Origin of the sequence: Rhizobium sp. WYCCWR10014 (assembly GCF_001657485.1) — a bacterium.
Classification (GTDB): domain Bacteria; phylum Pseudomonadota; class Alphaproteobacteria; order Rhizobiales; family Rhizobiaceae; genus Rhizobium.
In genome coordinates, this window is sequence record NZ_LXFU01000045.1 from 48,683 (window position 1) to 60,798 (window position 12,116).

Sequence of the window (12,116 nt, forward strand, 5' to 3'; positions counted from 1 at the left end):
CCGTTCCGCCTCAGAATCCGCTGTCGCTGGCATCTTCGATCGTCGTCGTCGTCGTCCGGTATTCCTGGATCGCATTGTTGCGCCGCTGCGCATCGATCGGGGTCATGCCGCGGGGCGCCACCAGATCCTCCGGATTGGCGATCTGGGCGGCAAGGTTGTTCTGCGAGGCGCAGCCGAAATTATAGTAGTTCTGGTTGGTCAAATCGTTCGATATGTCCTTCGGCCACTGACCGCATTGCGTGGTGACCGCGGTGGTGCCGGTAAAGCTCAGCCGGATCGGCGCCGCATCGCCGGGACCGACCGCGGCATAGGAGGTGTTGACGATTTTCGAGCTTGCGATCCCCCTCGATGTCAGCTCGGCACGGACCTGATTGCGCAGCTGATAGGCTGCCGCCGAATTGGGCGAGCCTTGCGGCGACAGCACGTAGACCGGGCCCGAGGCGCGCGAGATGTAGTTTGCGGCAAAGCCGCGGATGAGGTCGCGCTGGGCGATGGTCAGGCGGCGATCGGTGGAGGCGACGGGTATATCCACCGTCTGCTCCGCTTCCGTGACGATGATCGGGTGGCGGGCACGGTAATCGTCCGGAATGCCGCCGGTCGTCAGCTGGTCATGCGGGCCGGCGCATCCGGAAAGTATCGCCACCGAAATCGCGACCGTGGCAAAAAGCGCCTTCAAGATTCCAAGGCAGGGTGTCGTCGCATTCATATGGGCCATCGCCTGATCTCTGTTTTCTGCCATTGCTGCCGATCGTGCCCCGCTCATTTGTAGATAAACCCGATCGAGCCGTGGAACTGTGCGTCGGCGACGGGCGCCTCGCGGCGGCCATAGACCTTGTTGACGCGGTTGAGGAAGAAGGTTGCACCGTCATTCTCAGGGCTGAAATTGTCGTCCGGCCGGTTGAGCTGGTTGCGCGCCACCGGACGCACCAGATAGGGCGTTGCGATGATGACGAGCTCGGTTTCCTGACGCTCAAAACCTTTCTGGCGGAAGAGCGTCCCGAGCAGCGGGATCTTCGAGACGCCGGGCGTGCCGCCCATCGTCTGGGAAACATTGTCGCGGATGAGGCCGGCCAGCGCAATCGAACCGCCTGAAGGCAGTTCCACTGAGGTCTCCGCCGAACGGCGCTGATAGGTGGCGTTGCCGCTGCCGGCCACCGGTTCGGAGACATTGGTCTTGATCTGCAGGCTGATGCGTCCCGATGACAGCACGACCGGCTTGAAGGCGAGGTTGATACCGTAGTTGAACGGCACGACGGTGACGTTGCCGTCGTTGTCGGTCGTCGAATAAAGCTGCTGGCCACCGGAATTGAAGGTCGCGGCCTGGCCCGATATCGCCGTCAGCGTCGGCTCGGCGAGCGTCTTGACGACCTTGGCCTGTTCCAGCGCGTTGAGGTAGGTGGAGATGTCGTATTTGCCGATCGAGCTCTTGAAGAGCGCCGCCAAGCCGCCGCCGACCGTCGCTGTCGCGCTGTCGGCGTTCGGACTGCCGAGCTGGGCGACCGTCATGCCGGAGGAATTGGAAACCAGATTGTCGAAGCCGAGCTGCTTCAGCACCTCGCGGCGAACCTCGGCGATCGTTACCTTGAGGGTGACCTGGTCCTCGCCCTCGATCTGCAGAAGGTTGACGACCTGCGAGCTCTGGCGACCTTCGGCAAAGAGCGCCACCGAGCTGTCACCGCCGGTGCCGGATGCCGTTTCGGTTCTGGTCGTCGCCTCGCCGCCCTTCAGGAAGACCTGCGCCAGATCGGCGGCCTGTGTGGCATCCTGCGGCGTGCGCACGGTGCCAGTCAGCACGATGTTGTCGGAGACGATTTCGACGTTGATGTTGGAGTCGCGAATGAAGCGGCGGAGATTGACTTCGAGGCCGGAGACGTCGCGCTCGATCTCGATGTCGAGATTGACGATTTCCTGTCCACCGGCGCCGAAGACGAAAATATTGGTCTGGCCGACCTTCTTGCCGAACAGGTAGATGCGCCGCGACGTGCGGGTCACGGCATCGGCCATGGTCGGATCGGAGACGAGGATATCGTGCGCATCCTCCGGCAGATCGACGACGACGGCCTTGTTTAGCCCGAGCTTCAGCCGGCGATGAGCATTGGAGCCGGTCTGCGAGATCCGGACCAGGCTATCGGAATCGGCGTGCGCCTCGCCTGCTCCGAAAAGTGGGGCGAAAGGGGCCGGCACCATACCGGAGACGCCGATTGCCAGCGAAAGGCAACCTGTCAAGAGAGGTCCGGCGCGCCGCGTTGAATTGCCCATTTGCACGTCCCTTACTCCGCCTTCGGCGCGGCGCCGCCATCCGTGACGATGGCGCCCGATTTGATAACCTGGATGATCGCACTGCCGTTGTCGCCGCTCAGCAAATAGTCGGCGGCGCTGGTATCCTGCTCCTGCGCATCGGCGACTGAGCGAAGCGCGAGCGACAGCCGGTCCGCCATCTGCTGGGCGACCGCGAGAACCTTCGTTTGATCAGGGGTGAGCTCGAGCGTCGCGGTCGTGCCGACCACAGATTTCGAGCCATCATCCTTTTCCTGGATCTGCTGGTCTATGGCGAGGACGCGGACATTGCTCAGCACCGTTTCGGTGATGAGCTTGTCGGCCTCAGCGCCCTTGCGGACCATGATGACGTCGACGCGATCATTCGGCAGGATGAAACCGCCCGCACCGGTTGCCACCGATATCTCGGTCGCGACGGCGCGCTTGCCGGCCGGCAGCAACGAGGAGAGGATGCGGCTGCTGGAATCGGCGATCTTTTCCGGCCGGATCGGTTCGCCTTCGAAGATCGGGAGACGCACGACGGCGCCCTGCAGATCCTTGATCGCATCGGGCTTGTCGGCTTCGGTGATGAGGCCGGGAACGACGCCGCCCTGCGGCCAGGCCATCCAATGCACCGACTGATCGCTCACCCTTTCGCCAACCGCCAGATTGGCGCTTGAGACGAGGACGTTGACAGTCGGTTCCTTCTCGACGACCGAGCGGACCTGGGTAACGACACCGCCACTGCCCGCCATTTGCATTGCCAGGAGGCCGGCAAGGCCGGCTGCCACCACGGCGACAGCTAGGATTATAAGGCGGGCCGGTTTCATCGATCATTCCTCAAGGCACGACATGTTCGCCCTGTAGAATGCTCAGCAATTGGTATAATTATGGTTAATGGAATGCTTACATTTTAAGTTAACGGGCATTTAAAATGCCGTTATTTCAGGCTTTCCAGCGCCGCGAGGAACAGCGGCGAGGAAGGAAAGGCCATGAAGCCGCCGATGGCGATGGCGATGCCGTAGGGGATCTTCTTGGCGAGCAGAACCGAGTTCGGTACCGGTAGCCCGATGGCGAGGATGGTATTGGACTGCGTTCTCACCAGCAGGATGAGCAAGGTGATAAGACCGCCGATCGCGGCGACATCGGTCATCAGCAAAAGCAGCGATTCATTCAGACCGAACCAGAGCGCGGTGGCGCTCAACAGCTTGGCATCGCCGCCGCCCATCACATTGAAGGCGAAAAGAGCAAAGCAGGCGCTGAAGACGATGGCGGCGCCGGCAAGATGCATGCCGATCATTTCCAGTCCCAAGCCGGAGAATGGCGCAAGGACGAGGAAAGAGGCGATCAGGATCACGGAAATGCGGTTCGGGATCGTCATGGTGAACAGATCCGAGAAAGCCGCCATGGCAAGGCAGAGTGGCAGTATCACAAAGACTGCAGCTGCGATCATGCGTATACCCGATCGTGACTTGATGCGAAAAGGCTCACGGCCGTTCAGCCTGTGAGCCCGCTCTATAGATCGGCCAGATTAAATCCGACCAGCATTAAGCAGACGCCGCGTCGGCGCCTATCGTTACTTGGCCGCAGTGGCCGCGGTGCTCATCTTGCCGCTCAGGTTGGTGAATGTGTTGCCGATATTGTTGCCGAGTGCCGTTGCACCGGTGATGAGCGCTACGGAAATGAGGGCGGCGATCAGGCCGTATTCGATTGCGGTCGCGCCGGATTCGTCCTTCAGAAAACGGCTAAAAAGCTTGGTCATGGTTACTCCTAACTCCAGTTGATGTTCAGCACGTCCGCCAACTGTTTGCCGTTGATCGGATGACTGCAACCTAGCGAATGGCCGTTTCCATCGGCTTAAGGAAAAGAGTTAACGCCATGTGAACGAGACAACAGGCCTTTGTAGAGTCAGTATTTTCTTACGCGCTTACCTCAATATTTAACAATATTCCGGGAATAATCGCTGCATTCATCCGGAAATAGCACAAATTCCGCTTCCAGCCGAGGCGTGCGCCGTCCAGGGAGCGTGTCAAATCGGAGCATTACGCTTCATCCTGAAACAGCACGGTAGGCTTAAGGCTTCGTTCACCATTTTTTTCCATTCTATGCGCATATTGCGCTGTGATCGTGAAAGAGGACCCAATGTCATCGAGCGGCAAAACCATTTTCTTTGCCGGCATGATCGCCGTTTTCGGTATTTCGGGAGTGTCCGCGGCCGCAGACGATGACATGTTGCGCGTCTACATGGATCACGCGCGCGTCCTGAAGCTCGATCGCCCTGTCAGCAAGGTGATTGTTGGCAATGCCGCAGTCGCCGATGCGACCGTGGCCGATGCCAAGACCATCGTGCTCACGGGACGCAGCTTCGGCACCACCAATCTGGTCCTCCTCGATGCCGACGGCAACGCGATCCTCGACGAACGCATCCTGGTGTCGATCGACGAGGGCAATACGGTGCGCGTCTACCGGCAGACCCAGCGCTCCGTGCTATCCTGCACGCCGAACTGCGAGCAGCATGCGCAGCAAGCGACCGCCGGCTCACCCTAACGCTCTCTTTTCAAATTCCTCGACCATTCGTTAAAATCGTCGTGTCAGGTTGAAACGGAAAATCAACGAACGGACCTTAGTCTGACGACTGGAAAATGTCGCTCGGGTCCAGGCAATGACGGTAATTGATCAGAAGACGGATAAGGGGCGCGCTTTTGCGCCGTTCCGTTTCTTACGGTTTCCCGCTCTCGCCCGCTCACGCGAGGGTGCTGCGGCGATCGAATTCGCGCTGCTTGCCATTCCCTATTTCTTGGTGATTTTCGCAATCCTGGAAACTTTCGTCGCCTTCGCCGCCGAGGAACTCGTCTCCAATGCCGTCGATACGATGAGCCGCCGGATGCGAACCGGGCAGATCACCTATAATCTCGGCCGCACGACCGACATGAACCAGGCGCAATTCCGCCAGGCTTTCTGCGATGAGATCTCGATCCTGATCCGCTGCTCGGCGACCGAAGTCGCCACGCCGAGCAAGCTTTACCTGGATGTGCAGACGTTCAGCACATTTTCGGCCATTCCGACCACGATCCCCAAGGTTTCCACCGACAAATATGCCGACATCAACACGGCGGCCTTCAAATATGCGCCGGGCGGCGCCGGCATGATCAACATGCTGCGCGCTTACTATCGCTGGGAAATCACCGCGGACCTGGTCCGGCCTTACATCACCACCATACGTCCCACCGACGCTTCGATGCCGAGGCAATATCTGATCGTCGCGACTGCGGCCTTCCAGAACGAGCAGTATCCATAATGGCGTTGCGCAACCCGTTCACCAGATTGGTCCTGACGCTGCGGCGGCTGGCCCGCGACCGCAAGGGCGCCGGAGCGATCGAATTCGCGATCCTCTTTCCCGTGCTCGTCATGCTCTATATCGGCGCTTTCGAGATTACGGTCGGCCTTAGCGTCAGCAAGCGGGTGACACGCGCCGCAGGAACGGTGGCCGACCTCGTCACCCAGCAGCAATCCGTCACCAAGAGTGCGCTTGCGCAAATGCCATCGGTCGCAAACGCAATCTTCCTGCCCTACAACACGACGTCGCTGACGATGAAGATCACCGGGATTAGCATCGACGCTGGCGCCAATGCGAAAGTGCTCTGGTCCTGGGCTCAAGATGGGACGGTGCCCTATGCCAAGAACGCCGCGGTGAGCGACGTGCCGTCCGACATGAAGACCGCGAACAGCTTCCTGGTCCGTACCGAGCTCAGCATCCCCTATACGATGTTCCTGTTCGCGCCGAACTTCATGCCGGACGGCATGCGCACGATCACCATCAGCCGCAATTATTTCTACCGCCAGCGGCAAGGCGACTCGATCCCCTGCGGCGACTGCTGACGGCACTTCCCGCTCTTCTACATAACTCCCTTAATCCAAATCGATTGGGGAGTTATGCGGAAATTCAAAGTGTTACAGCGTCCTTTGCGCGTCTGAAAAAGACGCACGGCGCTGTAAATTTGCCAAGCCGGCCGCAGCATTATATGGCTGGATCTCAGCCGCCTCCGACTTTGCAGAGGCCGGCGATCGGCTCTCTCGGGTGTAAAATGGCGCGTGCCTTTCTTTTCGTTCTGGATTCCTTCGGTGTCGGCGGAGCGCCGGATGCGGCGGCTTATGGCGACGAGGGCGCCGATACGCTCGGCCATATCGCCGAGTTCTGCGCAGCCGGAGCCGCAGACCGCGCCGGGTTGCGCGAAGGGCCGCTTTCCCTGCCCAACATGTCGGAACTCGGGCTGATGCACATCGCCCGGTCCGTCTCCGGCCGGTTTCCGGCCGGCATGCCCGTCCCGGAAAAGGTCTACGGTATTTATGGCGCCGCCACCGAAATCTCCCGCGGCAAGGATACGCCGTCGGGCCATTGGGAGATCGCGGGAACACCTGTCAGTTTCGATTGGGGTTACTTCCCGACAGAGGGCGACGCCTTTCCTGCCGAATTCATCGAGACGCTATGCAGGGAGGCTGACGTGCCCGGCATCCTCGGCAATTGCCATGCTTCGGGAACGGAGATCATCGCCCGGCTCGGCGAGGAACATATCCGCACCGGCAAGCCGATCTGCTATACCTCCTCGGATTCGGTCTTCCAGGTCGCAGCGCATGAGGTGCATTTCGGCCTCGATCGTCTGCTCGCCTTCTGCGGTTTGGCCCGGGGGCTGCTCGATTCCTACAATATCGGCCGCGTCATCGCCCGACCCTTTATTGGCCAGTCCGCCTCGACTTTCCAGCGCACCGGAAACCGGCGCGACTTTTCCGTGCTGCCGCCGGAGCCGACGCTGCTCGATCGGCTGATCGAGCACGGCCGACACGTGCATGCTGTCGGAAAGATCGGCGACATCTTCGCGCATCAGGGCATTTCCAGGGTCATCAAGGCGAATGGCAACGAGGCGCTGATGGATACCTCGCTCTCGGCGATCGACGAGGCTGAAGACGGCGATCTCGTCTTCACCAATTTCGTCGATTTCGACATGATCTACGGTCATCGCCGCGACGTGCCGGGTTATGCCGCAGCACTCGAAGCCTTCGATGCGCGCTTGCCCGAAGTCCACAAGAAACTGAAGCCCGGCGATCTCGTCGTGCTCACCGCCGATCATGGCTGCGATCCGACCTGGCGCGGCACGGACCATACGCGCGAGCGCGTGCCTGTCATCGCTTATGGCCCCGGCATCCGGTCGCGTTCGATCGGCGTGCGCCGCAGCTATGCCGATATCGGCGAGAGCATCGCCCGGCATCTCGGCATCCCGGCCGGACCGCACGGAAGGAGTTTTCTGTGACATCGCATTTGAAGAAGGTCGAACTGCACTGCCATCTGGAGGGTGCGGCACCGCCGGCGCTGACCGCGGCGCAGGCACGGAAATACGGCGTCGACATCAGCGCTGAGCTTCGCGACGGCGCCTATGTCTGGCATGATTTCGCAAGCTTCCTCGAATGTTACGACAAGGTTTCCGAAGTCTACAAAACCGAGGAGGACTATGCACTTCTGACCGAAACCTACCTCGACGAACTCGCCGGCATCGATACGATCTACAGCGAGCTCATCGTTTCGCCCGACCACGGCAAGCGCATCGGGCTAGGCGCCGATGCCTATATATCGGGTATCTGCGAAGGCATCCGGCGGGCCAAGGAAAAGAGCGGCATCGAGGCCCGGCTGATCGTCACCGGCGAGCGGCATTTCGGTCCGGAGAGCGTGATTGGTGCTGCCGAATATGCGGCAAAGGCCGGTAACCCTCTGATTACCGGGTTCAACCTTGCCGGCGAAGAGCGCATGGGCCGTGTGGCCGACTATGCCCGCGCCTTCGATATCGCCCGCGATGCCGGCCTCGGGCTCACCATCCATGCCGGCGAGGTCTGCGGCGCCTTCAGCGTCGCCGACGCGCTCGATGCGGTGCGCCCCTCGCGCATCGGCCATGGCGTGCGCGCCGTCGAGGATCCCGATCTGGTGAAGCGGCTTGCCGATCTCGGCACCGTGCTCGAGATCTGCCCGGGCTCCAATATCGCGCTCGGGGTCTTTCCCGATTTCACGTCCCATCCGCTGCGCCGGCTGAAAGACGCAGGCGTGCGGGTGACGATCAGCTCGGACGATCCGCCTTTCTTTCATACTTCGCTCAAGCGGGAATACGAACTTGCGGCCGGGACCTTCGGCTTCAGCAACGCCGAGATCGATGCCATGACGCGCACGGCGATCGAGGCCGCCTTCGTCGACGATGAGACACGAATGACTTTGCTCGCCCGCCTTTAAAAGACTCCGGAGATTGGGGATGATCGGCACAAATTGACCGCCACTCTTGCGGTCGGGCCGATTTCCGTGAAAGAAACATTCGATAGAAAGAATGAAAGGCTTCCCCATGGACGGCGTCACAGTCATCGATCATCCGCTTGTGCAGCACAAGCTCACCATCATGCGGCGCAAGGAGACATCGACGGGAAGTTTCCGGCGCCTGCTGCGCGAAATCTCGACGCTGCTCTGCTACGAGGTGACCCGCGATCTCGAACTGACAATGGAAACGATCGAGACGCCGCTGCAAACGATGGAATCGCCGATCCTAGAGGGCAAGAAGCTGGTCTTCGCCTCGATCCTGCGCGCCGGCAACGGGCTGCTCGAAGGCATGCTCGATCTCGTGCCGTCCGCCCGCGTCTCGCATATCGGCGTCTACCGCGACCACGAGACGCTGCAGCCGGTCGAATATTACTTCAAGGCGCCGGAGGACGTGGCCGAACGGCTGATCATCGTCGTCGACCCGATGCTTGCGACCGGCAACTCCTCGATCGCAGCGATCGACAAGCTCAAGGAACGCGGCGCCCACAATATCCGCTTCCTCTGCCTGCTTGCCGCCCCGGAAGGCATCCGCAACTTCCGCGCCGCGCATCCCGATGTTCCGGTCTTCACCGCATCGATCGATAGTCATCTCAATGAGAAGGGCTATATCATGCCCGGCCTCGGCGATGCTGGCGACCGCATGTACGGCACCAAGTAATTTCAGCCTTCCTTTACCAAATCGAAGGACTTTACGGCCCGGAGGTTCATTCCGGGCCTTTTGGCGTCGACATTAGCAACTTATCAGGACTTGAGGTTTAGCAAGCTTGGAGCATGAGGCCCTGCATGAAGCCGGGTTTATACAGGAAGGATTTCTGTTTCATGCTCGTGCGTACCGTCCTATTCGCCAGCATCGCCGCGGTGCTCGCCACACAGGTGCCTTCCTTCTTCGGAGGCACCAGCCAGCTGCCTGCTGACGCTCTCTCCGCCAATTACGTATCGACCGAAACCGAGCAGCCGGTCGCACCGGAGCCGATCTACAGCAGCAATACGATCCGCCTGCAGGCCGATGCACAGGGCCACTATACCGGCAGCTTCAAGATCAACGGCAAGCCGGTGCAGGGCCTGATCGATACCGGCGCCACCTATGTGGCCCTCAACGAGACGCTCGCCCGCCGGCTGGGCTTCACGGCCAACCAGCTCGATTTCCGCTATGGGGTGAACACCGCGAACGGCCAGACGAAGGCAGCGCATGTGACGCTCGATCGCGTCGAGATCGGCGGTATTCGCGTACGTGAGGTCGAAGCCTTCGTCCTGAAGGACGATGCGCTGACGACGACGCTGGTGGGCATGAGCTTCCTGCAGAAGCTCGCCTCCTATTCCGTCGCCGATGGTTCGCTCAGCCTCAAGCAGTAAACTGCATCAGATCAGGCCCGCAATCACCGGTGTCAGCTCCGGCTTTTCCTCGCTAATGCGGTAGTGCGCGGCAATTGCCGCAGCCGCCCTCTCCGCCGCCGCTTCGTCGGCGGCGTGAACCAGCGCGATCGGTTCGCCGGCATTGACGCGGGTGCCGAGCGGCAGGAGTTCGGAAAAGCCGACGCGATGGTCGATCCGGTCGGCTGGATGGCGTCTTCCGCCGCCGAGATCGATGACGCTGACGCCGATACCACGCGCATCGCAGGCGGCAAGCCAGCCGGACCGGACGGCCGGAACAGGCTTTGCGACCGGCGCCCTGGCCAGGTATCGGTCGGGGTTTTCGATGAGATCGGCCGGGCCGCCGAGCATCGACACCATCCGCGCGAAGACCTCGGCCGCCTTTCCCGATGACAGGGCCTGACGCGCCATCTTCTCGGCTTCATCAGAGGAAGCGGCAACGCCGGATTTCACCAGCATCTCGGCAGCGAAGGCGAAAACGACGATATCAAGCCGCGTGTCTCTTTTCCTGCCTGTCAGAAAATCCAGGCAGTTGCGCATCTCGACGGCATTGCCGGCACTATCGGCAAGCGGCTGGTTCATGTCGGTGATCAGGGCCGAGGTCTTCACGCCTGCTCCATTGGCCACCTCGACCAGCGACCGCGCCAGGATCTCCGCCTGGCCGCGATCGGCCATGAAGGCGCCGTTGCCAACCTTGACGTCGAGCACCAGCGTCTCGAGCCCGGCCGCAAGTTTCTTCGAGAGGATAGAGGCGGTGATGAGGGGAATGGAATCGACGGTGGCGGTCACATCGCGCACGGCATAGAGCCTGCCGTCGGCGGGCGCCAAGGTGCCGGTCTGACCGATGATGGCGCATCCCGCCTCCTTCACGACCTTGTGGAACAGGTCCGCATCCGGGGTGATCCTATAGCCGGGAATGGATTCGAGCTTATCCAGCGTGCCGCCGGTATGGCCGAGGCCGCGCCCGGAGATCATCGGAACGGCGAGGCCGCAAGCTGCGGCGATCGGCGCCAGCATCAGCGAAACATTGTCGCCGACGCCGCCGGTCGAATGTTTGTCGACGATCGGGCGGTCGATATCGGCCCATTGCAGCCTGTCGCCGGAATCGGCCATCGCCAGCGTCAAAGCCACGGTCTCGGCCCGCGACATGCCCTTGAACCAGACAGCCATGGCGAATGCGCCGATCTGGCCTTCCGACAATCGACCGGCAGCGAGTGCCGCAATGAAGGACCTGATATCGGCGGCGTCGAGTTCGTCGCCATCGCGCTTACGCCGAATGATCTCCTGCGGAATCATTTCAGTAGCTCGACGCCGCAGCCGGCGCCGACTGTGTTCCGCTCAGAACAGACAGGATATCGTCGAGCAGGTCGGAAGCGCCGAAGCGGAACGTCGACGGCATCGCCCAGTCCGGTGTCATGATGGTTTCGGCAAGGCTCAGATAGAGTGCGGCATCTGCCACCGAGCCGATACCGCCGGCCGGCTTGAAGCCGACCTTGCGGCCGCTTTCGCGGATAGCGCGGATCATGATGTCGGCGGCCTCGAGCGTCGCGTTGACGGCGACCTTGCCGGTGGAGGTCTTGATGAAATCGGCGCCGGCTTCGATGGCGAGTTCGGAGGCACGGCGGATCAATGCGGCATCCTTCAGCTCGCCAGTCTCGATGATGACCTTCAGCAGGACGGGGCCGGTGCATTCGGCGCGCACGGCCTTGACCATGTCGGTCACCGCCTTCTCATTGCCGGCGAGCAGCTTGCGGTAGGGGATGACCAGATCGATCTCATCGGCGCCATCGGCAATCGCCTCGCGGGCTTCAGCGGCGACATCGGCGACTTCCATATCGCCAGAGGGAAGGTTGACGACGGTCGCGATACGCACGGCGTGCGCGGTGCCAAGGATATTGCGGGCCTGAGCGACGAACCGCGGCCAGATGCAGATTGCAGCGCTGCTGCCGTAGGGCGTCTGCGCACGGGCGCAGAGCGCGTCGATCTGCGCCTCGGTGCAATCATCCCTCAAATTGGTAAGATCGAGAAGAGAAAGGGCGACAGCCGCCGTCTCCCGGTTGGAATGGCTATTCATCTTCGCTTCCTCTCGAGCATGATGCCGAAAAGTGTGAGCGGTTTTCGGACGACATCACGCTCTAAC

At 61.2% G+C, this 12,116-nt stretch carries 14 protein-coding genes; 7 read left to right on the forward strand and 7 right to left on the reverse strand.

Annotated elements, in window-relative coordinates:
* Positions 1-10 precede the first annotated feature (10 nt).
* From A6U98_RS24175 to A6U98_RS24195, 5 genes are all read right to left on the reverse strand, one after another.
* A complete protein-coding gene (locus A6U98_RS24175) occupies positions 11-763 on the reverse strand; it encodes a CpaD family pilus assembly protein (RefSeq protein ID WP_064653446.1) in 753 nt (250 codons plus the stop codon).
* Positions 760-2,259, reverse strand: a complete 1,500-nt coding sequence (locus tag A6U98_RS24180; protein WP_064653448.1) for a type II and III secretion system protein family protein — start codon at positions 2,257-2,259, stop codon at positions 760-762. Before A6U98_RS24180 ends, A6U98_RS24175 begins: the two co-directional genes overlap by 4 nt.
* 11 nt (positions 2,260-2,270) lie before the next feature.
* Positions 2,271-3,086 carry a Flp pilus assembly protein CpaB gene (gene cpaB, locus A6U98_RS24185; RefSeq protein WP_064653450.1) on the reverse strand — a complete coding sequence of 272 codons (816 nt, stop codon included), beginning with the start codon at positions 3,084-3,086 and terminating at the stop codon, positions 2,271-2,273.
* Between the two features lie 110 nt (positions 3,087-3,196).
* Complete coding sequence (locus A6U98_RS24190) at positions 3,197-3,709, reverse strand: prepilin peptidase (RefSeq protein WP_064653451.1); 513 nt, start codon at positions 3,707-3,709, stop codon at positions 3,197-3,199.
* 123 nt (positions 3,710-3,832) lie between these two features.
* Complete coding sequence (locus A6U98_RS24195; protein WP_064653453.1) at positions 3,833-4,018, reverse strand: Flp family type IVb pilin; 186 nt, start codon at positions 4,016-4,018, stop codon at positions 3,833-3,835.
* A gap of 380 nt (positions 4,019-4,398) precedes the next feature.
* On the opposite strand from A6U98_RS24195, the gene A6U98_RS24200 reads away from it, so the two are divergent.
* From A6U98_RS24200 to A6U98_RS24230, 7 genes are all read left to right on the forward strand, one after another.
* Positions 4,399-4,803, forward strand: a complete 405-nt coding sequence (locus tag A6U98_RS24200) for a pilus assembly protein N-terminal domain-containing protein (RefSeq protein WP_064653455.1) — start codon at positions 4,399-4,401, stop codon at positions 4,801-4,803.
* A 115-nt stretch (positions 4,804-4,918) separates the two neighbouring features.
* On the forward strand, positions 4,919-5,554 hold the full coding sequence (locus A6U98_RS24205; RefSeq protein ID WP_064653457.1) for a TadE/TadG family type IV pilus assembly protein: 636 nt from the start codon (positions 4,919-4,921) through the stop codon (positions 5,552-5,554).
* The gene (locus tag A6U98_RS24210) at positions 5,554-6,135 is read left to right on the forward strand and encodes a TadE/TadG family type IV pilus assembly protein (RefSeq protein WP_064653458.1); all 582 of its coding nucleotides are present in this window, start codon (positions 5,554-5,556) and stop codon (positions 6,133-6,135) included. Before A6U98_RS24205 ends, A6U98_RS24210 begins: the two co-directional genes overlap by 1 nt.
* Positions 6,136-6,341: 206 nt before the next feature.
* Positions 6,342-7,562 carry a phosphopentomutase gene (locus A6U98_RS24215; RefSeq protein WP_064653460.1) on the forward strand — a complete coding sequence of 407 codons (1,221 nt, stop codon included), beginning with the start codon at positions 6,342-6,344 and terminating at the stop codon, positions 7,560-7,562.
* Positions 7,559-8,527 (forward strand): adenosine deaminase, encoded by a 969-nt coding sequence (locus A6U98_RS24220; protein ID WP_064653462.1) that lies wholly within the window; start codon positions 7,559-7,561, stop codon positions 8,525-8,527. The genes A6U98_RS24215 and A6U98_RS24220 overlap by 4 nt, the downstream gene beginning before the upstream one ends.
* A gap of 106 nt (positions 8,528-8,633) precedes the next feature.
* A complete protein-coding gene (gene upp, locus A6U98_RS24225; protein ID WP_003544477.1) occupies positions 8,634-9,263 on the forward strand; it encodes a uracil phosphoribosyltransferase in 630 nt (209 codons plus the stop codon).
* 125 nt (positions 9,264-9,388) lie between these two features.
* Complete coding sequence (locus tag A6U98_RS24230; RefSeq protein WP_064653464.1) at positions 9,389-9,958, forward strand: TIGR02281 family clan AA aspartic protease; 570 nt, start codon at positions 9,389-9,391, stop codon at positions 9,956-9,958.
* 6 nt (positions 9,959-9,964) lie between these two features.
* On the opposite strand, the gene deoA is transcribed toward A6U98_RS24230, so the two are convergent.
* On the reverse strand, positions 9,965-11,272 hold the full coding sequence (deoA, locus tag A6U98_RS24235) for a thymidine phosphorylase (RefSeq protein WP_064653466.1): 1,308 nt from the start codon (positions 11,270-11,272) through the stop codon (positions 9,965-9,967).
* A 1-nt stretch (position 11,273) separates the two neighbouring features.
* Positions 11,274-12,050: a deoxyribose-phosphate aldolase gene (gene deoC, locus A6U98_RS24240; RefSeq protein WP_064653468.1), complete on the reverse strand. Its 777-nt coding sequence runs from the start codon at positions 12,048-12,050 to the stop codon at positions 11,274-11,276.
* Positions 12,051-12,116: the final 66 nt, after the last annotated feature.

What these genes read in the sequence shown, in the direction of transcription:
- A6U98_RS24175 (WP_064653446.1), bottom strand. Translation starts at nt 763, where the DNA reads ATGAGCGGGGCACGATCGGCAGCAATGGCAGAAAACAGAGATCAGGCG.
- A6U98_RS24180 (WP_064653448.1), bottom strand. Translation starts at nt 2,259, where the DNA reads ATGGGCAATTCAACGCGGCGCGCCGGACCTCTCTTGACAGGTTGCCTT.
- cpaB (WP_064653450.1), bottom strand. Translation starts at nt 3,086, where the DNA reads ATGAAACCGGCCCGCCTTATAATCCTAGCTGTCGCCGTGGTGGCAGCC.
- A6U98_RS24190 (WP_064653451.1), bottom strand. Translation starts at nt 3,709, where the DNA reads ATGATCGCAGCTGCAGTCTTTGTGATACTGCCACTCTGCCTTGCCATG.
- A6U98_RS24195 (WP_064653453.1), bottom strand. Translation starts at nt 4,018, where the DNA reads ATGACCAAGCTTTTTAGCCGTTTTCTGAAGGACGAATCCGGCGCGACC.
- A6U98_RS24200 (WP_064653455.1), top strand. Translation starts at nt 4,399, where the DNA reads ATGTCATCGAGCGGCAAAACCATTTTCTTTGCCGGCATGATCGCCGTT.
- A6U98_RS24205 (WP_064653457.1), top strand. Translation starts at nt 4,919, where the DNA reads ATGACGGTAATTGATCAGAAGACGGATAAGGGGCGCGCTTTTGCGCCG.
- A6U98_RS24210 (WP_064653458.1), top strand. Translation starts at nt 5,554, where the DNA reads ATGGCGTTGCGCAACCCGTTCACCAGATTGGTCCTGACGCTGCGGCGG.
- A6U98_RS24215 (WP_064653460.1), top strand. Translation starts at nt 6,342, where the DNA reads ATGGCGCGTGCCTTTCTTTTCGTTCTGGATTCCTTCGGTGTCGGCGGA.
- upp (WP_003544477.1), top strand. Translation starts at nt 8,634, where the DNA reads ATGGACGGCGTCACAGTCATCGATCATCCGCTTGTGCAGCACAAGCTC.
- A6U98_RS24230 (WP_064653464.1), top strand. Translation starts at nt 9,389, where the DNA reads ATGAAGCCGGGTTTATACAGGAAGGATTTCTGTTTCATGCTCGTGCGT.
- deoA (WP_064653466.1), bottom strand. Translation starts at nt 11,272, where the DNA reads ATGATTCCGCAGGAGATCATTCGGCGTAAGCGCGATGGCGACGAACTC.
- deoC (WP_064653468.1), bottom strand. Translation starts at nt 12,050, where the DNA reads ATGAATAGCCATTCCAACCGGGAGACGGCGGCTGTCGCCCTTTCTCTT.